This window comes from Ruminococcus sp. RTP21358st1_G6_RTP21358_211008, assembly GCF_040908885.1.
Taxonomy (GTDB): Bacteria; Bacillota; Clostridia; order Lachnospirales; family Lachnospiraceae; genus Blautia_A; species Blautia_A faecis.
Genome location: NZ_JBDGDM010000058.1, coordinates 1 through 20,010, shown reverse-complemented (window position 1 = coordinate 20,010; position 20,010 = coordinate 1). Strand labels below are relative to the sequence as shown.

The 20,010-nt window shown below is 41.4% G+C and carries 19 protein-coding genes and 1 riboswitch; of the genes, 14 read left to right on the top strand and 5 right to left on the bottom strand.

Annotated elements, in window-relative coordinates; genetic code table 11:
* Window positions 1-169: 169 nt before the first annotated feature.
* From AB5Z12_RS17895 to AB5Z12_RS17845, 11 genes are all read left to right on the top strand, one after another.
* Window positions 170-691 (top strand): shikimate kinase, encoded by a 522-nt coding sequence (locus AB5Z12_RS17895; RefSeq protein ID WP_148462237.1) that lies wholly within the window; start codon window positions 170-172, stop codon window positions 689-691.
* 154 nt (window positions 692-845) lie between these two features.
* Window positions 846-1,259 (top strand): Rrf2 family transcriptional regulator, encoded by a 414-nt coding sequence (locus AB5Z12_RS17890; protein ID WP_368357430.1) that lies wholly within the window; start codon window positions 846-848, stop codon window positions 1,257-1,259.
* A gap of 202 nt (window positions 1,260-1,461) precedes the next feature.
* The gene (nifJ, locus tag AB5Z12_RS17885) at window positions 1,462-5,004 is read left to right on the top strand and encodes a pyruvate:ferredoxin (flavodoxin) oxidoreductase (RefSeq protein WP_148462236.1); all 3,543 of its coding nucleotides are present in this window, start codon (window positions 1,462-1,464) and stop codon (window positions 5,002-5,004) included.
* Window positions 5,005-5,328: 324 nt separating this feature from the next.
* Window positions 5,329-6,144: a hypothetical protein gene (locus AB5Z12_RS17880; RefSeq protein WP_118581471.1), complete on the top strand. Its 816-nt coding sequence runs from the start codon at window positions 5,329-5,331 to the stop codon at window positions 6,142-6,144.
* A 61-nt stretch (window positions 6,145-6,205) separates the two neighbouring features.
* On the top strand, window positions 6,206-6,982 hold the full coding sequence (locus AB5Z12_RS17875) for a DUF4428 domain-containing protein (RefSeq protein WP_118581474.1): 777 nt from the start codon (window positions 6,206-6,208) through the stop codon (window positions 6,980-6,982).
* Window positions 6,983-7,167: 185 nt separating this feature from the next.
* A complete protein-coding gene (locus AB5Z12_RS17870; RefSeq protein WP_368357429.1) occupies window positions 7,168-7,716 on the top strand; it encodes a histidine kinase N-terminal 7TM domain-containing protein in 549 nt (182 codons plus the stop codon).
* A 21-nt stretch (window positions 7,717-7,737) separates the two neighbouring features.
* Complete coding sequence (locus AB5Z12_RS17865) at window positions 7,738-8,835, top strand: hypothetical protein (protein WP_368368723.1); 1,098 nt, start codon at window positions 7,738-7,740, stop codon at window positions 8,833-8,835.
* Window positions 8,832-10,175, top strand: coding sequence for a sensor histidine kinase (locus AB5Z12_RS17860; RefSeq protein WP_148462234.1), 1,344 nt, complete (start codon window positions 8,832-8,834; stop codon window positions 10,173-10,175). The genes AB5Z12_RS17865 and AB5Z12_RS17860 overlap by 4 nt, the downstream gene beginning before the upstream one ends.
* The gene (locus tag AB5Z12_RS17855; protein ID WP_118581480.1) at window positions 10,123-10,749 is read left to right on the top strand and encodes a response regulator transcription factor; all 627 of its coding nucleotides are present in this window, start codon (window positions 10,123-10,125) and stop codon (window positions 10,747-10,749) included. The genes AB5Z12_RS17860 and AB5Z12_RS17855 overlap by 53 nt, the downstream gene beginning before the upstream one ends.
* 39 nt (window positions 10,750-10,788) lie before the next feature.
* Window positions 10,789-11,640 carry a hypothetical protein gene (locus AB5Z12_RS17850; RefSeq protein WP_173772577.1) on the top strand — a complete coding sequence of 284 codons (852 nt, stop codon included), beginning with the start codon at window positions 10,789-10,791 and terminating at the stop codon, window positions 11,638-11,640.
* Window positions 11,641-11,762: 122 nt separating this feature from the next.
* Window positions 11,763-12,287 (top strand): hypothetical protein, encoded by a 525-nt coding sequence (locus AB5Z12_RS17845; protein ID WP_173772579.1) that lies wholly within the window; start codon window positions 11,763-11,765, stop codon window positions 12,285-12,287.
* A gap of 16 nt (window positions 12,288-12,303) precedes the next feature.
* On the opposite strand, the gene AB5Z12_RS17840 is transcribed toward AB5Z12_RS17845, so the two are convergent.
* The 5 genes from AB5Z12_RS17840 to folE form a co-directional block, all read right to left on the bottom strand.
* A complete protein-coding gene (locus tag AB5Z12_RS17840; RefSeq protein ID WP_173772581.1) occupies window positions 12,304-12,468 on the bottom strand; it encodes a hypothetical protein in 165 nt (54 codons plus the stop codon).
* Window positions 12,469-12,499: 31 nt separating this feature from the next.
* Window positions 12,500-13,333, bottom strand: coding sequence for a 2-amino-4-hydroxy-6-hydroxymethyldihydropteridine diphosphokinase (gene folK / locus AB5Z12_RS17835; protein ID WP_118581489.1), 834 nt, complete (start codon window positions 13,331-13,333; stop codon window positions 12,500-12,502).
* Window positions 13,334-13,447: 114 nt separating this feature from the next.
* On the bottom strand, window positions 13,448-14,257 hold the full coding sequence (folP, locus tag AB5Z12_RS17830; protein ID WP_118581492.1) for a dihydropteroate synthase: 810 nt from the start codon (window positions 14,255-14,257) through the stop codon (window positions 13,448-13,450).
* 39 nt (window positions 14,258-14,296) lie between these two features.
* Window positions 14,297-14,794 (bottom strand): HD domain-containing protein, encoded by a 498-nt coding sequence (locus AB5Z12_RS17825; protein ID WP_118581495.1) that lies wholly within the window; start codon window positions 14,792-14,794, stop codon window positions 14,297-14,299.
* The gene (gene folE, locus AB5Z12_RS17820) at window positions 14,791-15,348 is read right to left on the bottom strand and encodes a GTP cyclohydrolase I FolE (protein ID WP_118581498.1); all 558 of its coding nucleotides are present in this window, start codon (window positions 15,346-15,348) and stop codon (window positions 14,791-14,793) included. The genes AB5Z12_RS17825 and folE overlap by 4 nt, the downstream gene beginning before the upstream one ends.
* 251 nt (window positions 15,349-15,599) lie before the next feature.
* Window positions 15,600-15,696: riboswitch (THF riboswitch) on the bottom strand.
* A gap of 133 nt (window positions 15,697-15,829) precedes the next feature.
* On the opposite strand from folE, the gene AB5Z12_RS17815 reads away from it, so the two are divergent.
* From AB5Z12_RS17815 to AB5Z12_RS17805, 3 genes are all read left to right on the top strand, one after another.
* A complete protein-coding gene (locus AB5Z12_RS17815; protein WP_195993099.1) occupies window positions 15,830-17,617 on the top strand; it encodes an aminopeptidase P family protein in 1,788 nt (595 codons plus the stop codon).
* A 96-nt stretch (window positions 17,618-17,713) separates the two neighbouring features.
* On the top strand, window positions 17,714-18,175 hold the full coding sequence (locus tag AB5Z12_RS17810) for an 8-oxo-dGTP diphosphatase (RefSeq protein ID WP_173773894.1): 462 nt from the start codon (window positions 17,714-17,716) through the stop codon (window positions 18,173-18,175).
* A gap of 108 nt (window positions 18,176-18,283) precedes the next feature.
* On the top strand, window positions 18,284-19,504 hold the full coding sequence (locus AB5Z12_RS17805; protein ID WP_368357427.1) for a serpin family protein: 1,221 nt from the start codon (window positions 18,284-18,286) through the stop codon (window positions 19,502-19,504).
* The last annotated feature ends 506 nt before the right edge of the window (window positions 19,505-20,010 follow it).

Sequence of the window (20,010 nt, the reverse complement as noted above, 5' to 3'; positions counted from 1 at the left end):
CAGAAACATGGAGAAAACTTATAAAACCCAAAAACCTTAGACTTTACAAAAAAAAAAGCCGCTGTTATAATGGCTGAATATAATGCCAGAATGAATAAAAGCACCGGAAGTTTTTTCTAAAAGGTGGTGTACGGTGCTGCTTCCCTGGCATTCAACTGGAGGAAAAATTATGCCGAAGAAACAGATATATCTTACCGGTTTTATGGGAACCGGTAAAAGTATGATCCTGAATTGCCTGCATGAGGTATGCGGTTTTGACAAAATTGAGATGGATGAGCAGATTGTTCAGGAACAGGGAATGAGCATTCCAGAAATTTTTGAAAAAAAAGGGGAAGAATATTTTCGGAATCTGGAGACCGAACTTGTAAAAAAAATTTCTGCCATGGATAATATCGTAGTATCGTGTGGCGGAGGAACTGTAATGCGTCAGTGCAATGTAGATGAGATGAAGAAGAATGGAACGATTGTTCTTTTGACAGCAGAACCAGAGACTGTTTACGAAAGAGTGAAAGGCAGCCACAACAGACCTCTTCTGGAAAAAAATATGAATCCGGAATACATAAAAGAATTGATGGAGGCAAGGCGTCCCAAGTATGAAGCTGCTGCAGACTTTGTTATAAAAACAGACAATCGGACAGCGGAAGAAATCTGCCTGGAAATAAATAAACGTCTAAAAACAGTCGATAACTAAAAATAGTGTGAAATTAATGTTAAAAAAATTAAAAAACTATTGAAATAGAAGTTGAAAATTGCTATAATTTGAACATACTGGGAGGAGAAGAGAAGAAAAGGGACATAATATAAGAATCAGTATGATTTGTGTCCAGTAAGGAGAAGGTACAGACATGTTTATTACAAGAGAGTGCGATTACGCAGCAAGAGTTCTTCGGGCACTGTTAGGGGAAACTCGCCTTAGCGTTAATGAAATCTGCGAGAAGGAATCCATTACCGCTCCCTTTGCCTATAAGATACTAAAGAAACTTCAGAAAGCCGGTATTGTGAAAGGATATCGCGGAGTCCATGGTGGATATGCCATGAATAAATCACTTGGTGAACTGACTCTGTTTGACGTATATAAGGCTATTGACCCGGATTTGTTCATTATAGAATGTATGGCTTCAGGTTATGAGTGTCCAACAGATGGAAAAGGAGATCATCTTCCTTGCTACATGCACAGAGAACTCTGTGAGATTCAGCAGGGGGTGTGGGAAATGCTTAAGAGAAAATCCCTTCAGGAAGTTCTCATGCCGGAAATGTAATATGCTAAAAAGCTGGTCAGACTCCATAAAGGAGTATCTGGCTGGCTTTTTTTATGCTTACTGGTAATCTTTGTATGTGATAATATACAAAAATCAAAATAGACATCATTGGAAGATTATGCTATAATGTCATATGGACTTTTAGACACATTGTGTCTAGAAATATTATTTTCATCATACCTTTAAGGAGGAAAAACAAACTATGGCAAGAAAGATGAAAACCATGGATGGTAACCATGCAGCCGCTCATGCATCATACGCTTTTTCTGATGTAGCTGCAATTTACCCGATCACCCCTTCATCTGTTATGGCTGAGGCTACAGACGAGTGGGCAACCCAGGGAAGAAAGAACATCTTTGGACAGGAAGTACAGGTAACAGAGATGCAGTCTGAGGCTGGTGCTGCTGGTGCAGTACACGGATCTCTTGCAGCTGGTGCCCTTACTACTACCTATACAGCATCCCAGGGTCTGTTACTGATGATCCCGAACCTTTACAAGATCGCTGGTGAGCAGCTTCCGGGTGTATTCAACGTATCCGCTCGTGCACTTGCTTCCCACGCACTTTCCATTTTCGGAGATCATTCCGATGTTATGGCCTGTCGTCAGACTGGTTGCGCAATGCTGTGTGAGTCTTCCGTACAGGAAGTTATGGACCTTACTCCGGTAGCACATCTTGCAGCAATCAAGGGAAAAGTTCCGTTCATTAACTTCTTCGACGGATTCCGTACATCTCACGAGATCCAGAAGATTGAGACATGGGACTATGAAGACCTGAAAGATATGGCAGATATGGACGCTATTCAGGCATTCCGTGATCACGCACTGAATCCGAACCATCCATGTCAGAGAGGCTCCGCTCAGAACCCGGATATCTTCTTCCAGGCAAGAGAGGCATGTAACCCATACTACGATGCTCTTCCGGCAGTCGTACAGGAGTACATGGACAAAGTTAACGCTAAGATCGGTACTGATTACAAGCTGTTCAACTACTATGGAGCAGCAGATGCAGAGCACGTTATCGTAGCTATGGGTTCTGTAAATGATACCATCGAGGAGACAATCGACTACTTAATGGCAGCTGGCAGAAAAGTTGGTGTTGTTAAAGTTCGTCTTTACAGACCATTCTGCGCACAGGCTCTTATCGATGCTATTCCTGAGACAGTTAAACAGATCACAGTTCTTGACAGAACAAAAGAGCCAGGAGCTCAGGGCGAGCCTCTGTATCTTGATGTTGTTGCTGCACTTAAGAACAGCAAATTTGACGGCGTTAAGATCTTCACCGGACGTTACGGACTTGGTTCCAAGGACACAACACCGGCTCAGATCGTAGCTGTTTATGACAATACTGAGAAAGAGAAATTTACTCTTGGTATCGTTGATGATGTTACAAACCTTTCCCTTGAGACAGGCGCTCCGCTTGTAACTACTCCAGAGGGAACAACAAACTGTAAGTTCTGGGGACTTGGTGCTGATGGTACTGTAGGTGCTAACAAGAACTCCATCAAGATCATCGGTGACAATACAGATATGTACGCTCAGGCATACTTTGATTATGACTCCAAGAAGTCCGGTGGTGTTACAATGTCCCACCTTCGTTTTGGTAAGAAACCGATCAAATCTACCTACCTGATCCACAAAGCAAACTTTGTAGCATGCCACAATCCGTCCTATGTGAACAAATATAACATGGTACAGGAACTGGTTGACGGCGGTACATTCCTTCTGAACTGTGCATGGGATATGGAAGGTCTTGAGAAACATCTTCCAGGACAGGTTAAGGCATTCATCGCTAACCACGGTATCAAATTCTACACCATCGACGGTGTTAAGATCGGTATCGAGACTGGCATGGGACCAACACGTATCAATACAATCCTTCAGTCCGCATTCTTCAAACTTACCGGAATCATTCCGGAGGAGCAGGCTATCGAGCTTATGAAAGCTGCTGCGAAAGCAACATACGGACGTAAAGGTGATGATGTTGTTCAGAAGAACTGGGCAGCTATCGATGCTGGTGCTAAGCAGGTTGTTGAGATTCAGGTTCCAGAGAGCTGGAAAGATGCTGCAGACGAGGGTCTTCATATGACTCACGCTACAGAAGGACGTCAGGAAGTTGTTGATTTTGTTAACAACATCCAGGCTAAGGTTAATGCTCAGGAAGGTAATACACTGCCTGTATCTGCATTTAAAGATTATGTTGACGGTACTACACCATCCGGTGCTGCTGCATACGAGAAACGTGGTATCGCTGTAAATATCCCTGTATGGAATCCGGAGAACTGTATCCAGTGTAACAGATGTGCTTATGTCTGCCCGCACGCAGTTATCCGTCCGGTAGCTCTTACAGCTGAAGAGGCTGCAAATGCTCCAGAGGGAATCAAGACATTACCAATGACTGGTATGAAAGATGAGTATCAGTTCACAATGACTGTATCCGCTCTTGACTGTACAGGATGTGGTTCCTGTGCGAACGTCTGCCCAGGCAAGAAAGGTGCTAAGGCACTTGCTATGGAAAACCTTGAAGCAAACATGGGAGAGCAGAAATACTTCGATTACGGTGTAACTCTTCCGGTTAAAGAAGACGTTATCGCTAAATTCAAAGAGACAACTGTTAAGGGAAGCCAGTTCAAACAGCCGCTTCTTGAGTTCTCAGGAGCTTGTGCTGGATGTGGTGAGACACCTTACGCAAAACTGATCACCCAGCTGTTTGGTGACAGAATGTACATTGCAAACGCTACAGGATGCTCCTCTATCTGGGGTAACTCCTCACCTTCTACACCATATACCGTAAATGCTAAGGGACAGGGTCCTGCATGGGGCAACTCCTTATTTGAGGATAATGCTGAGTTCGGTTATGGTATGCTTCTTGCTCAGAAAGCTATCCGTGATGGCCTGAAAGCAAAAATTGAAGATGTTGTAGCTAACGGTGACAATGCAGACGTTAAAGCTGCTGGTCAGGAATGGCTGGATACTTTCGCATGCGGTGCTACCAACGGCGCAGCAACAGAGAAACTGGTTGCAGCTCTTGAGGCTTGCGGATGCGACAAAGCAAAAGACATTCTTACACAGAAAGACTTCCTTGCTAAGAAATCCCAGTGGATCTTCGGTGGTGACGGATGGGCTTACGATATCGGATTCGGTGGTGTTGACCATGTTCTCGCAAGCGGACGTGACATCAACGTTATGGTATTCGATACAGAGGTTTACTCCAACACAGGCGGACAGTCTTCCAAGTCTACACCTACAGGTGCGATCGCACAGTTCGCAGCTGGCGGTAAAGAGACCAAGAAGAAAGATATGGCTTCTATCGCAATGAGCTATGGTTATGTATATGTTGCTCAGATATCTATGGGAGCTGACTTCAACCAGGCTATCAAAGCAATTGCAGAGGCAGAGGCTTATCCGGGACCATCACTTATCATCGCATACGCTCCATGTATCAACCATGGTATCAAGAAAGGTATGTCAAAAGCTCAGACAGAGGAAGAGCTTGCTGTTAAGTGTGGATACTGGCACAACTTCCGCTTCAACCCAGCTGCTGAGGGAAGCAAGTTTAGCCTTGATTCCAAAGCACCGGATATGACAGATTATCAGGAATTCCTGAACGGTGAGGTTCGTTACAACTCCTTACAGCGTCAGAATCCAGAGAAAGCTGCCAGACTGTTCGCTAAGAACCAGTCCGAGGCTAAGGCAAGATACGAGTATCTGCAGAAGCTGATCACTCTGTACGGAACAGAGGAATAAGAATTACCCGCGGCAAGTCCGCATTATAAATATATAATATAAACATGTAATGTTTATTATGTCGTAGCGTAAAGTGAGCCTGCGATACTGCCTGAAAAGGGTGGTATCACAGGCTTTTCTTGTGTGGATTAAATTCTGGGTGGCTACGGTGACTGACGTAGGCGCAGCAGATGAAAAATCAGACAAGTCAATATGGCGGTTGCTTAATATTCGATGTACCCGATCGGTTCAGTTACTGTCAGAAGTGCTAGTGCAAATAGGAAAGCATTCACGTATAATGAAAATAACAAAAAACACGATAATAACAAGAAGGGAGATGTTTTTATGAACAAAAAAATGAGACTGTGGGTGGCTGGAACAGTTGGAGTCTTAATGACAGGCCTGATGAGCGTGAATGCTTATGCACTTGAAGAAAAGGATGTTATTGGAACCTGGTATGTAAATGAGCTTTCCATGGGTGGAGACATTTTGTTTCATCCAGGAGTAATGGGAATGGAAGTGACCGTGGATATTAAAGAAGGCGGTCAGATGGAAACCATAACGTCCTACAGTGGGGAAGAACCAGAGGCAGATCAATCAGAGTGGAAAATAGAAAATGATAAATTGTTGATGACTTATAGCGATCAAACGGTAGAATGTGAGTATGCTGATGGCAAAATAACGATAACTGCAGATGGAACGACAATGATCCTAAGCCAGGAAAAGGAAGAGTATGAGCCATATGTACCAGGCAAACCGGTGGAAAACCCGACCATGGAGGATTTCAAAGGAGAATGGATCTGCACTTTGATGGATGCATTTGGAATGCAGATGCCTGTCAATTCTGAACTGACCGGATTTGAGATGATGTTGTCTATTCAGGAAGATAAGTCTGAGCTTATCGTAATTGAAAGCGGAGAAGAGGGCAGAGCTGAACTCCAGGGAGAAATGGATGGAAATATTCTGGTATTGAAAACTGCAGCGGGAGATGAGGCTGGAACTATGCTTTTCAGTTGTGATACTATGAGGCTCAGTTTATTAGATGATGGAAAACTGTGTTTTGAACCGGAGTCTGATGGCAGTGAAGAAGAAACTTCTGAAACAGATGGGGAGGACTTCTCCGTAAAGACATATTTTGACAAAATAGATGTTGTAGAATAGTGTAAAATACTGCCGCACCAGAATTGCATGATTCTGGTGCGGCAGAAAAGAAAGGAAAGCTATGGGATTATTTGATAAGAAAATCTGTGATATCTGCGGAGAAAAAATAGGTTTACTGGGGAATCGAAAATTAGATGACGGAAATCTATGTAAAAACTGTGCCAAAAAATTATCACCATGGTTTGAGGAACGGCGGCACAGTACGGTAGAGGATATAAAACGTCAATTGGAATATCGTGAAAATAACAAAAAGGCAGTAATGGATTTTGGCATAACCCGTCAGATCAGTACCAGAAATTATACTGTTTTCATTGATGATCATAAGAGAAATTTTACTGTTGCACGAAAACTGGATGTCAATGAAAATCCGGATATAGTTCCTTTATCCGCTATTGTACAGTGTAGAGTAGAGGTGGATCGACAACAGATTGAGAAAACCTATACAAAGGATGGAAAGACAGTAAGCTATCAGCCGCCAATATATGACTATGAGTTTGATTATACTATGCGCATTAAGGTTAACACTCCCTGGTTTGACGATATGGATTTTCGTCTGAATACTTTTTCCATAAGCAGTGAAAAGAGAGGAGAATTGATGGAAGTGGAGCAGACTGGACATCAGATCATTGCGGCTTTGACACAAAATGATGCCGGAATACAGCCTGGAACGAGCATGAACACAGGGATGCAGCCTGGAATGAGCATGAACGCAGGAATGCGTCCTGGAATGAACATGAACCCAGGAATGCAACCTGATAGCGGATCGTGGAGATGCCAGTGTGGTGCAGAGAATGTGGGAAGGTTTTGCGAATATTGTGGTCAGCCAAGACCGTTTTAAGTAATGACAAACAGAGTGGACATGATTGTTCACTCTGTTCGTGATAATAGGGTTATTGTTCATTCTAAACCAGTGACCAATAATCGGAAAACTCTGAAAATTGACAGTTTCTCTAAAAACTATATAATAAAACAGAGTTTTATAGTATACTTGTTATAAAAGTATACAATGAGAGAGGAATTTTCATGACATATAATAAAAAGAGGATGTTGTCGTATGGAGTAATTCTGATAAGCGTGCTTCTGGCTTATTTCTGCAGGCTGGTAAGACCGAAAAATACTTTTGCAAGAAATTTTGCAGACCAGTGCCGCAATTGTATTTACCTGGGGCTGTACTGTGCCTGGGTAATCTATCTGGAAAAGCATGTAGTATATAAAAAAATGCGCAGATGTCTGACTGCAATTGGTTGTCTGATGGTATTCTGGTTCTTTGTAAGAACAGTGAAATTTCATATTTTTCATGAACCTCTTGGAGAACATATATGTTGGTATCTGTATTATATTCCGATGATCTTGATCCCTGTTTTAGGTCTGTCGGCAGCGTTGTTTTTTGTTGAAAAAGATGAAGAAAAAACGGTCAGACAAATCATAATTCTTTTGACTGTGGCGGCAGTATTGATCATAAGTGTTTTTACAAATGATTTGCATCAGCTGGTGTTTCGGTTTTCTAAACAGCCTCCATTTTCGGATAGGGATTATAGTTATGGTATTCTTTTTGCAGTGATTCAGGGGTAGATGCTGAGTTGTCTGACAGGAATGGAAATTATTCTGATCAGAAAAAGCAGGATTCCGGGAAAGAAACAGTTTTGGCTGCCAGTCATTCCAGGAATATTGCTTCTGGGATGGAATGTTGGAAATATATTTCATTTGTCTTTCATCCAAACCCTTGCAGGGGATATGACAGCAGTGTGTTGTCTTTTAATGGCAGCAATTTATCAGGGCTGTATAGTATGCGGATTGATACAGACAAACAATCGATATTTTGAATTATTTCAGACTTCAGGAGGGCTGGACGCAGAGATTACAGATGATTCTTTTCAGCGTTATTATCATTCCGGTGATTTTCCCAAGCTTTCTCCTGAAATGCGTACAATGATCATTCACAGATCATCTGTGCAGGAACAGGGAATCCGGATCAACCATATTCCCATAAGGGGAGGACATCTGTTTTGGTCAGAAGATATTTCAATATTGCTGGATCAATATCAGGATATTCGGGAACAGCAGGAAGAACTGATTGCCAGAAACAGACTGCTGCAGAAAACCTATGAGAAAGAAGCGGAGCGAAGAAAAACAGAAGAACAGAATCGGCTGTTAAACATGATACAGAATCAGACTGCTGGACAGCTGGAATTGCTGTCGCAGTTGATGGATGAACTGGAAAGGACGGAATCAAGGGAACGATATGATCTGCTTCTCGGTAAAATTGTAGTTATTGGTACATATTTGAAGCGGAGAAAAAATCTGGTATTGACACAATATACATCAGATGGAAATGTGCTTACTATGGAAGATCTCAGGCAAAGTCTTGCAGAATCCTGTGACAGTTTAAAATTATGCAGGATCCGGGCTGCTTATTATGTGGAAAATGGAGATATTCAGCTGAATGCAGAGGATATACTAAAATGCTATGATACCTTTGAATGGCTTGCAGAACGGCTATCTGATGTGATGCAGTCTATGTTTTACCGTGTGTCGCAGATTGATGATGATCTTCGGATTTCCGTTCACATTGCATCAGAGGCAGATCTGTGCGGCTTAATGTCAGAAAGACCGGACCTTAAAGTGCAGCAGGAAGATGAAAAAGAATGGTTTGTTGGGTGCAGCATATTCAGAAAGAGAGGCGGCAGATGAATAGTTTTGTAGAATGCAGCATAGCAATGCAGAATTTTCTGATGATTCTTCTGGAAATCTGCCTGATTTTGGAACTTATTCTCTTTTTGTTAAGAATCACCTGTTTTTCCGGGAAAAAGAAAGTGATAACGGCAATAACTGTTTTTGCAGTTTCTTTTGTTCTTATGGTTTCTTTGATGAATGAGCATAGATATAGTATTGGAGAAAGTGCATATCAGCCAATGCTTCAGGATTATCCGGCCAGTATTTTAACATCAGGGATTGTTGCATTGACATTATATCTTTGTTGGGCAATCTGGAAGGAGAGATACAAATATAATCATTCCTTGTCGTACTGGTCTGTGAATGAAGCTGTGGATGACGTTCCGTGTGGAGTATGCTTTTCGGATTCACTTGGAAGGATCGTTTTGTGTAATACCAAGATGCAGGAATTGTGCAGAATGATGACGGGGGCTTATCTGCAGGATTATGATACATTGCGAAAAGCAATGGACAATGAATTTATATCAAAAGGACTTATCCGATTAAGCAGCGACAGTAACGTGTTTTATTTTCCAGATGATTCTGTCTGGATGTTTCAGGAATATCGTCTGCAGGAGTTGGATTGTGCAGGATATCTGCAGACAGTAGCAGTTAATGTATCAGAAATTTACTATAATAGTGAAAAGATCAGGGCAAACAATGAAAAGCTGGAAATCCTGAATCATAAGCTGGAGGAAATGTACGAAAAAATCGGTGATAAAATCAGAGAGCAGGAAACACTTGCTTTGAAAATGCAAGTCCATGACAATTTTGGGCGAAGTCTTCTGTCAATACGCAGAATATTGGAGAGAAAAGAAAATCAGGACAAAATGGATAAACAATTGTCTGCATTGAAGCATCTGGTTTATATTCTTACCGGTTCTGCCGTAGAGAGTATGGAAAAGCTGTATGAGGATACGATTAAACATGCAGAGGAGCTTGGGATTTCGGTTCAGATCAGCGGAAACTTTCCTTTATATCCATCTTACAGAGTTCTGGCAGACAGAGCAATCCGTGAATGTGTGACAAACTGTGCCAGACATGCCCACGGCAATGTTGTTTTTGTGAAGATAGACAAATATGCAAATGAATACAACATCCGGATCACCAATGATGGAGATGCGCCTGAAAAAAATGCGGAAGAAGGCGGTGGTTTGTCTGCACTGAGAAAAGCAGCCGAATCAATGAACTGCACAATGCAAATTTCATTTGTCCCTGAGTTTTGTCTGATATTGAAGATGCCGCTGACAGAAAGGATGAGTTTGGATGGTACGTGTACTGATAGTAGAAGATCAGAAGATCATGCAGAAGTATTTTGAATATATTCTTATGCAGAATCCGGAATTTCGACATGTTCAGACAATTTCGGATGCCCGTGAAGCTGTAAAAATCTGTGATTATTCAGTAATAGATCTTGTAATCATGGATGTTCAGACATTTCATAATCACGATGGGCTGAGCGCCGGAAAAATGATCAGGGAAAAGTACCCATATACAAAGGTATTGGTTGTTACGTCTCTGATCGATCCCAAGGTGCTGGAAAGAGCAAAAAGCGGATGTGCGGACAGTCTCTGGTATAAAGATCACGGTGAAGAGGATATACGGAGTGTGATTTACAGAACCTTAAATGGTGAGCGTGTATTTCCGGATATAACGCCAAAGGTGGAACTTAACTGGATCACAAGCGGTGATATCAGTCCAAGACAACTGGAAATGCTGCGTTTGTATATTCATGGGATGTCCTATTCGGAGATTGCAAGGAAAATGGATTGTTCGACTTCCGGGGTAAGATGGAATTTTCAGGAAATGATTGACAAGGCAGGATATAGCTGTAAGGAAGATCTGATAGCAGCTGCGTTGGAAAGTAAATTGATTGTAACCACACTGAAATAGAAAGGCATAGGCATATTCTGACAGGAAGGAGCTGAAAGTATGAAAAAATTTTCTATTGCTGTATGTGTTTGCGCAGTACTGTTTTCTTTTAGTAACTACGGTGAATGTGTGAGAGAAGTATCTGCCCAAACTTCTGGGGCAGAAGAGAATCTGGCAATTTTGCAAGACATTATCAGAGAAAATGAATGCCAGGCTGGAATGGCATTTCTGGGCTACACTTATGAAAATGCAGATACATCAGAGATACTTGAATATACCAGGCAGGAAGAATTGGCTGCGGCTTATCCTTTTTTGCAGGATGGAACTGTTGTTGATGCAGGAGGTTATGAAATCTATGCTATTGTTCCAGGACTTGATTGTAAGATCAGTATTTATCCGACTCAGGTTACGGAAGAAGGGGAATATTTGGAAGATCTGAACAATCCATGGTATATGGGGCAGGAAAATGAAGTCATTATCCTGCGCTGCAATATGAGCGAGATTTTTTCCAATGTAATGGTTTCTGTGCAGAAGCAGAATATGAGTGTGCAATACCATCCTATGGTATCGCTAAAGGATGGACACCTTGCAGCGGAAGCCTACTGCTATGATTTTTCAATATATTATGATTGGGATGAGTATCAATCAGAGTATGATTATTCATTGGATATAAATATTGCCAGGGACTTGATTGCGCAAACAGACGAAGGTAGTTATTACCTTGGTCTTGGAATGTCCCTGTGGTATACCGGTACGGAGGAGTATATTGAGGGAAGAAACTGTCCGGTATTTGTTATAGGGACAGATCATGAGGAACATTTTACAAAAGAAAAATATTATGCGGCAGGAGATAATGTGGTTTATTATTACGATCCGTTAGGCGATGCGTGGCTTTTGCTGGGAGCTGGCTGACAGACGGATTTGGGTATATGCTGACAGAAGATTCATCAGGGCGTGCAGATTGCAGGAATGATTTTTTAAACAGGCTTTCGTATATAACAGAGATTGATTAATTGGGGAAAGAGGAAACAGACATGAATGATTTTTTAACAGAAAAGAATAAAAAAACAGGAGTGTTAGGAAAACTGAAATGGGTTCTTTGTGGCTTCTGTATACTTTTTACTCTGGGAGCTATTGGCGCAGCAGAGAAATATATTGGTGAAAGACGCTGGGGAATGGCAGCAACGGAGATTATACTGGGATTGTTATTTTTGTATCCCACCTTCCGGGAAATCCAAAAAGCATTGAAGAAGAAAAAAGCCAGAGAAATAGCCTGTTGGTTTGAATCTTATGCCCAGAGCACGCTCTCATTTGAGAAGTTTGAGACTGAGATGGGAAAAGATGCTGTAAGGAAATTGGAAAAAATGATTGCCAAAGGGTATATTCGAAATATTCAGATAGACAGAGAAGAAAATTATATATTGATTACTGCACCAAACAGACGTGTGAATGAGAAGATTTATATTACAGTTACCTGTCCCAGCTGCGGTGCAAAGAATCAGATAATAAAAGGGCGCCTGTGCAACTGTGAATATTGCGGACAGCGTCTCACTTCCTGACAGCAGATGCGAATTATTACACAAGGGGCTGCCTGTTTTCCGGCAGCCCCAATGTTAGATTGTCACTTGTTAAGTTGGTTGAACCGCTGTATACGGAACCGTACGGTGGCGTGATAGCACGGATTACGAATGCGGTCGGCAGCTGTGGGAGCGTCATAGGCGCGGAACAGCTGACTTTCATATGTGATGTCTCCGGTAGGCGACATGTTCGTTTAGCGGCAAAGAAGAATATTTAAAAGCTGTGAAATTGTCTGATTTAGTACAGGATGCCTGAGGTAAGGGGCAATCTGGTTCATAGGAGCCAGCACAAAGTCACGATTCTGCATATCCGGATGGGGGATGTGAAGATCTGCAGTATCAATGATTTCCTGATCATAAAAGAGAATATCCAGATCCAGAGTACGAGGACCCCAGTGAATAATACGTTCCCGGTTTGCCTCCTGTTCCAGCTGATGAAGACGTTCCAGCAATTCTTCCGGTGAAAGAAGGGTACGCATTTTCAAAACTCCATTCAGAAATTCATCCTGATCGGTAACACCATAAGGTTCTGTTACAAGATAATCAGAAACGGCCTCTATCCGGCATCCTTTTGTTTTTTTCAAACCACGTATCCCATTGTCGATGAACAGCTTTTTATCTCCCATATTAGAGCCAAAAGCAATGTATGCAGTATGCCATTTTCTTGTGATTTCCACAGATACGGTTTTCAGTGGAAGACCAACAGGAGCCCATGGCTTTTCAATTTTCAGTGTGATCTGTTCCAGACCGGAAAGAGAGTCGAGCAGCATCTCTGCAAGATTTTCTGCAAGTGCTTCCAGAAGCTTAAAAGTATGTTTTCTGGTGAAATCTGTAATCATGTGGCTGACTTCTCCGTAATTGATAGAAGCAGACAGATCGTCCGTTAACCCGGCCTGACGTGTGTGGGTAAAGAGGGTGGCAGAAATAACAAATTTTTGTCCAAGTACATTTTCTTCCGGATAGACACCATGGTTGGCAAAAATTTCCAGTTCTTTAATTTCTATTTTATCAAATCTGGTTTCATCCATAACAGTTGTTCCTTTCTGTTGACTATTTACAATTTTGAGGAATTTGAACGCAATCGTTTCGCGACTGCGTTCATGAGCAAGTAGCAAAGCGGATTGCGAATGTCCTCTTTACTCTCAATTACAACCCCAAATTGCTTCTGTCATCTGGATCACGCGTCTGTTCTCCTTGACATCATGAACACGCACAAAAGAACAGCCCTTCATCACACCAATTACACTGGTAGCCAGTGTTCCCTCTACACGCTGGTCTACAGGCAGGTCAAGTGCCAGTCCGATCATCGACTTGCGTGAGGTGCCAAGAAGAACCGGAAAGCCCAGATTCTTAAAAAGCTCCAGATGCTTCATAGTTTCCAGATTCATCTCAAATGTTTTTCCAAACCCAACCCCTGGATCGAGAATGATTTTCTCATCTTTGATTCCTGCTTTTCTTGCAAGATTGACACATTCCTGTGTCTCAGAAAGCATATCAATGAGAAAATTGTTATATTCTGTATTGGACTTATTGTGCATGAGACAGCATGCAGCATCATATTTGGCAATTACAGCGCCCATTTCAGAATCATATTTTAATCCCCAGATATCGTTGACCAGATCTGCACCGGCCTGAATCGCACTTTCTGCCACGCTGCTTTTGAAGGTATCTACAGAAATGGGAATGTCAAAACGTTTTCTGACCGCTTCGATAACGGGCAAAACTCTCTGAGCTTCTTCCTCTGCACTGACCGGCGTGTGTCCGGGACGCGTAGACTCCCCGCCAATATCGATAATATCCGCACCATCCGCGATCATGGCTTCTGTATGCCGCAAAGCTTCATCTAAATGATTCCATTTCCCGCCATCGGAAAAAGAATCAGGAGTAATATTTAAAATTCCCATTATATAAGTGTGATTTTGTGTATCAAAAAAACGATTTCCAATTTTCATAAATAGAAACCATCCTTTCTGTTAGATTTTTTAGAAGGCTTAATATTCAATTGTCAGATTTTTTTTCTCAGAAGGCCAGTAACATTCTGAAGCTGCTGAACAGGAAAAACAATTTCTGGACTTTTTATCAGCCTTATATAGCAGCATAGCCAATACATTATCAGATCCATCCGTCCTGTGCTGACTGATCGCAGATAATATTTCCTCTTTTTCCTGCTCTGTAAAATGCAGATCGGCCAGAATCTTTCCGGCTATTTCAGCTCCTGCAATGTCATGAGAAATACCCGACAGATATTGCTGCGCACGGCCAATGTCATGAAGAAGAGCAGTGGCATAAATGATTTCCCTGGACAGATTAAGCTTGTTTTCCAGAGAATAAATATACATCAGCCTGGCAACATCCAGAAAGTGTTCCGGCGTATGTCTGCAGAAAATACGATCTTTTTCAAGCTCCTGTATTTTCTCACAGTGCTTTTGATAAAGGGGATGCCGCCAGATTAAAGAAATACGGTTTGTTTCAGAAAAAGAACTGCTCATTTTCCGACCATGGAAAGGAACATTTTCTGCAGCTCCTTATCTTCTTTGAAGGCTCCGCGGGTTACAGTCGTAATTGTTTTGCTTCCTGGCTTTTTAACGCCTCGCATGGTCATGCAGGTGTGTTCTGCTTCCAGCATAACCATAATTCCCTTCGGAGAGAGGGCACGCTCCAGAGCGTCCGCAATCTGTACTGTGAGGCGTTCCTGGATCTGCGGTCTTCTGGCATAAACCTCTACCGTACGTGCCAGCTTGCTTAACCCTGTGACTTTTCCATCGGGAATATAAGCCAGGTGCGCCTTACCATAAAAAGGCATCAGATGATGCTCGCACATAGAGTAAAAAGTAATATCTTTTTCCAATACGATCTCATTATTTTCTACTGGAAACTGCTTCAGTAAATGGTGATCTGCTTCCTGATCGAGACCACCGTAAATTTCCTCGCACATACGTGCAATTCTGTCGGGAGTATCAATCAGTCCCTCCCGGGTAATATCCTCACCGATTCCTTCCAGAAGCAGGCGGATGGCCTGTTCTACTTTTTGTTTGTCAACCATTAAAAATAACCTCCTTTGTATTTGATTGCGGAGACTATCCTTTTTTGATAAAACCGGGGAAGGATTTTCGAATTCGAATATCTGCCTGCTTAATACGCAAAAAAGGATATCTCCAATTGTGATAGAATGTATGTCGAAAACATTCCCTTGAGCCTGTTAAAAAACGTTTCCACAAATCGCAACGTGCATCTTGCAGAAAGCTCCTTTCGGGCAGGCTCTGACACAATATGAGATATCCCTCTTATAGTGCTTGCAACGGGTGCGGATAATATACCGTAAGACGTGCTTTTCGTTTCAGTGACAACTCCCCATTCACCGAACACTTGACGCATAAAATCCTATTTTGCATATCATTCATTTCGAAAGTTAGTATATCACGTCTTTTGGGAATAGAAAAGTGTTTTTTCTTAAACAGGTTGCGAAAGGGTAACGTGGATATTATAATAGGAATAGACAAAATTCACTGGAAGGAGTCAGTTTTATGACAGTTAAAGAACGAATCACCGCACTTCGGGAAGTAATGGCAGAGAAGAAAATAGATGCCTATCTTGTTCCCACAGATGATTTTCATGCATCTGAATATGTAGGAGAATACTTTAAGTGCAGAAAATATATTACAGGTTTTACCGGATCTGCCGGCAGAGCAGTCATCATGCAGGATATGGCTGGATTGTGGACAGATGGAAGATATTTCATCCAGGCGGCCGCACAGCTGGAGGGAACGGGTGTAGAGCTTTTTAAAATGGGAGAACCAGATGTTCCCACTGTGCACCAGTTTCTGGAAGAAAAATTAGGCGAGGGAATGTGCCTTGGTTTTGACGGAAGAACCGTCAGCGCCGAAGAAGCAGATGAACTGGCCGAACTTCTTGCAAAAAAAGGAGCCACTCTTCAGACGGATTCTGATCTGGTAGGAGAAATCTGGGAAGATCGTCCGGCACTTTCCTGCGAACCGGTTATGGAACTGGATGTAAAATGGGCAGGCGAATCCCGTGCTGACAAATGTGGAAGAATCCGTAAATCAATGGAAGAGAAAGGTGCAGATGGATTTGTACTGACTTCTCTGGATGACATTGCATGGCTGCTGAATATTCGTGGCGGCGATGTACATTGCTGTCCGGTTGTTCTCTCTTATTTGGTCATGACCAAAACAGAAATCAGGCTGTTTGCAAATGAAAAAGCATTTTCGGCTTCAATTCTGGACGCATTATCTAAGGATGGCGTAACCATTTTGCCCTATGACAGCATTTATGAATATGTAAAAACATTTGAGAAAGACATGACAGTTCTTCTTTGTAAAAAGAAAGCCAACTGTCGTCTGGTAAACAGTATTCCGAAGGAAGTAACGATTCTGGATGAAGCCAACCTGACTTTTCTTCCAAAATCAATTAAAAATCCAGTAGAAGTAGAAAATGAACGTATCGCTCATATCAAAGACGGAGTTGCGCTTACCAAATTCATCTGCTGGCTAAAGAAAAATGTTGGCAAAATTCCAATAACAGAGTTAAGCGCAGGAGAGAAGCTGTACAGCTTCCGTGCCCAGCAGGAGAACTTTATCGACAACAGCTTTGACCCCATTATTTCTTATGGCATTCATGCTGCAATCAACCATTATTCTGCAACACCAGAGACAGATATTGCCATTGAGCCTGGCAATTTCCTTCTGGCAGATACAGGCGGACACTATTACGAAGGTACTACAGATACCACCCGCACAATTGTTATGGGCTCTGTGAATGACGAGCAGAAGAAATATTTTACCGCTGTTTTACGTGGCATGCTGAACCTTGGAAATGCCAAATTCCGTTATGGCTGTACTGGTGTAAATCTGGATTATCTGGCGCGTGGTCCGTTATGGGAAATGGGACAGGATTTTAATCATGGAACAGGACATGGAGTTGGTTATCTTCTGAATGTTCATGAAGGACCAAACAGCTTCCGCTGGAGAATTATTCAGGGAGATAATGCAGTACTGGAAGAGGGTATGATCACATCAGATGAGCCTGGATACTATGTGGAAAACCAATATGGAATCCGCCACGAAAACCTGCTTGTATGCAAAAAAGCAGAGAAAACCTCATTTGGCCAGTTTATGTGCTTTGAACATCTGACTATGGTACCGTTTGATCTGGATGCTGTTGTTCCCGAGCTGATGACTGTGCAGGAACGGGCACTTCTTAATAATTATCATGCACAGGTATATAAAAAGATTTCTCCATATCTGGAAGAAGAGGAAAAAGAATGGCTGAAAGAAGCTACACGCGAAATCTGATTTAAAACAGTAAACAGGGGCATGTATAAAACTGATATGCATCGCCCTTGTTTTATATTTTACAGAAAAAAGCAGTGCCTGCGGGAAGGAGAATAAATGACAATAACTACTTTATGCTATATCGAAAACGATGGCAAATATTTGATGCTTCACAGAGTAAAAAAGCAAAATGACATAAATAAAGGCAAATGGATCGGTGTAGGTGGACATACAGAAGATCAGGAATCCCCTGAAGAATGTCTTCTGCGTGAAGTAAAAGAAGAAACAGGACTCACACTTACTTCCTATAAATTTCGTGGCCTGGTAACCTTTATAAACAGCGAATGTGAATCTGAGCTTATGTGTGTATTTACAGCTGATGGATATACCGGGGAACTGATTGAATGCAATGAAGGCGAACTATGCTGGGTTGATAAGAAAATAGTGCCAGAGCTTCCTACATGGGAAGGTGATAAAGTTTTTCTGAACCTGCTTCTTTCAGAGGAAAAACGTTTTTTCTCTGTTAAACTACAATATGAGGGAGAGCTGCTTGTAAATACGGAAATTCGCTTATACTAAATGAAAATTAATATAACAGAAAGAAGAAACAAATATGTTAAAATAAAACAAAAACTTGCAGAAAACCTTTGCAAAAAGGACTTCATCGACCGTACAAGGAGGTTATACATGAATAAAATAAAACTTTTTGCCGGAGCACTGACGTTCATGACAACCATGGCTCCTCCAATCCATGTATATGCTGCCACAGCCAGTCACGCAGAATTAAATGCAGCTGAAAAGAACATTGATCTTGATAAATCAGTTAATCTGCAGAATTCTATTAACCTTACAGATGAAATAGCCAAAGAAAATCAGGATTCCAATATAATGTTCAGCCCCACAAGCCTTAACTTCGCCCTTGGCATGATTGCAGAAGGTGCCAAGGGCGAAACGAAAAACGCATTAAATGAATATTTAGGAACCGATGATTTTGCAGCATATGCCAGAAAGTATATGAATGTAATTAAAAGCTATAATACAGAAGACGAAAATTATGGTTATACATCGAAATTAAAAATTGCAGATGCTTTATGGGTAAATCGGGGACTGACTCTGCAGGAACAATTTCAAAAAAATGCAGAAGATAATTTTGAAGCAAAGGCTGAAATTCTTGATTTTTCTGATAAAGAAAACACATGCAACACTATTAATGCATGGTGCAATGAAAATACAGATGGGCTGATTCCGGAAATTATGAAACCTGACATGCTTAATGAAAACAGTGAATTGTGTCTCACCAATTCATTGTATTTTGAATCCGGATGGTCCCAGGATCCATGGGATGTTTCTGATGAAAAAGAAAAATTCGGCGATAACGAAGAAACAAAGTACATGACAAGCATCGGTGATAATTACTATGAAAATGACGCGGCAACAGCATTTGAAAAATACTATGCAAATAATCTGAGCTTCATTGGAATTTTGCCGAAAGCAGAAGGAGATTTTACTCTTGATGAGCTGGATATTGAAGGTCTTCTGAAATCAGAACCGGAATACGATGAAGTTAACTGTAAAATGCCTAAGTTGAATTTTGAAACAACCGCTGAGTTAAGTGATATCCTCAGCAGAATAGGACTTGAGAATGTTTTTTTGGACGATGCTGATTTTTCAGGCATTGCAGATAAAGCGGTCCATGTCAGTTCTATTTTACAGAAAACAAAGCTGGAATTAGACGAAAATGGAACTAAAGCTGCCGCTGTGACTGCAGTGACAATGGAGTGCATGTCTGCAATGGATACGGATCCGATTATAAAAGATGTTGAGCTGACACGGCCATTTGCATTTCTGATCTACGACAGTGCAAATGAGGAAGTGCTGTTTATGGGAAAAGTTCTAACGGTACAGTGACAGAAATTCTTCCATTATGAAAACAATTTAATTAAAAAAATGAAAGAAAATATATTTGATGTATATTATGGCGTACTTGTTATGATAGGACTTTTCAGATTGAGTGTTTTATTGGGCTGCAATATGGAGATTGCTGCGAAAAAATCTAAAAGATTTTTGTAAGATTTTGTAAAAAGTGCTTGACGATTCCTTGCGATAGTGGTATAGTAAATAAGCTGTCGCAAGGAATTGCTTCTGAAATGCTGAAAAATAAAATAGTTTTCAGAAAATTTAAATTAGCTGTTGACAATCGACTGAACTTATGGTAAAGTAATCAAGTCGCTTGAACAGAACGACAGAAATAAACAACTTTATACAGCTTCTTGAAGGTCTGAAAAACTTTTGAAAAAAGTGCTTGACAAGATCTGAAAGATATGATAAAGTAAATAGGCTGTCGCAAAGAGATGACAGACAAACAACCTTGATAACTAAACAGTGAAACACATACGATTCTCGAAAATTCTTAA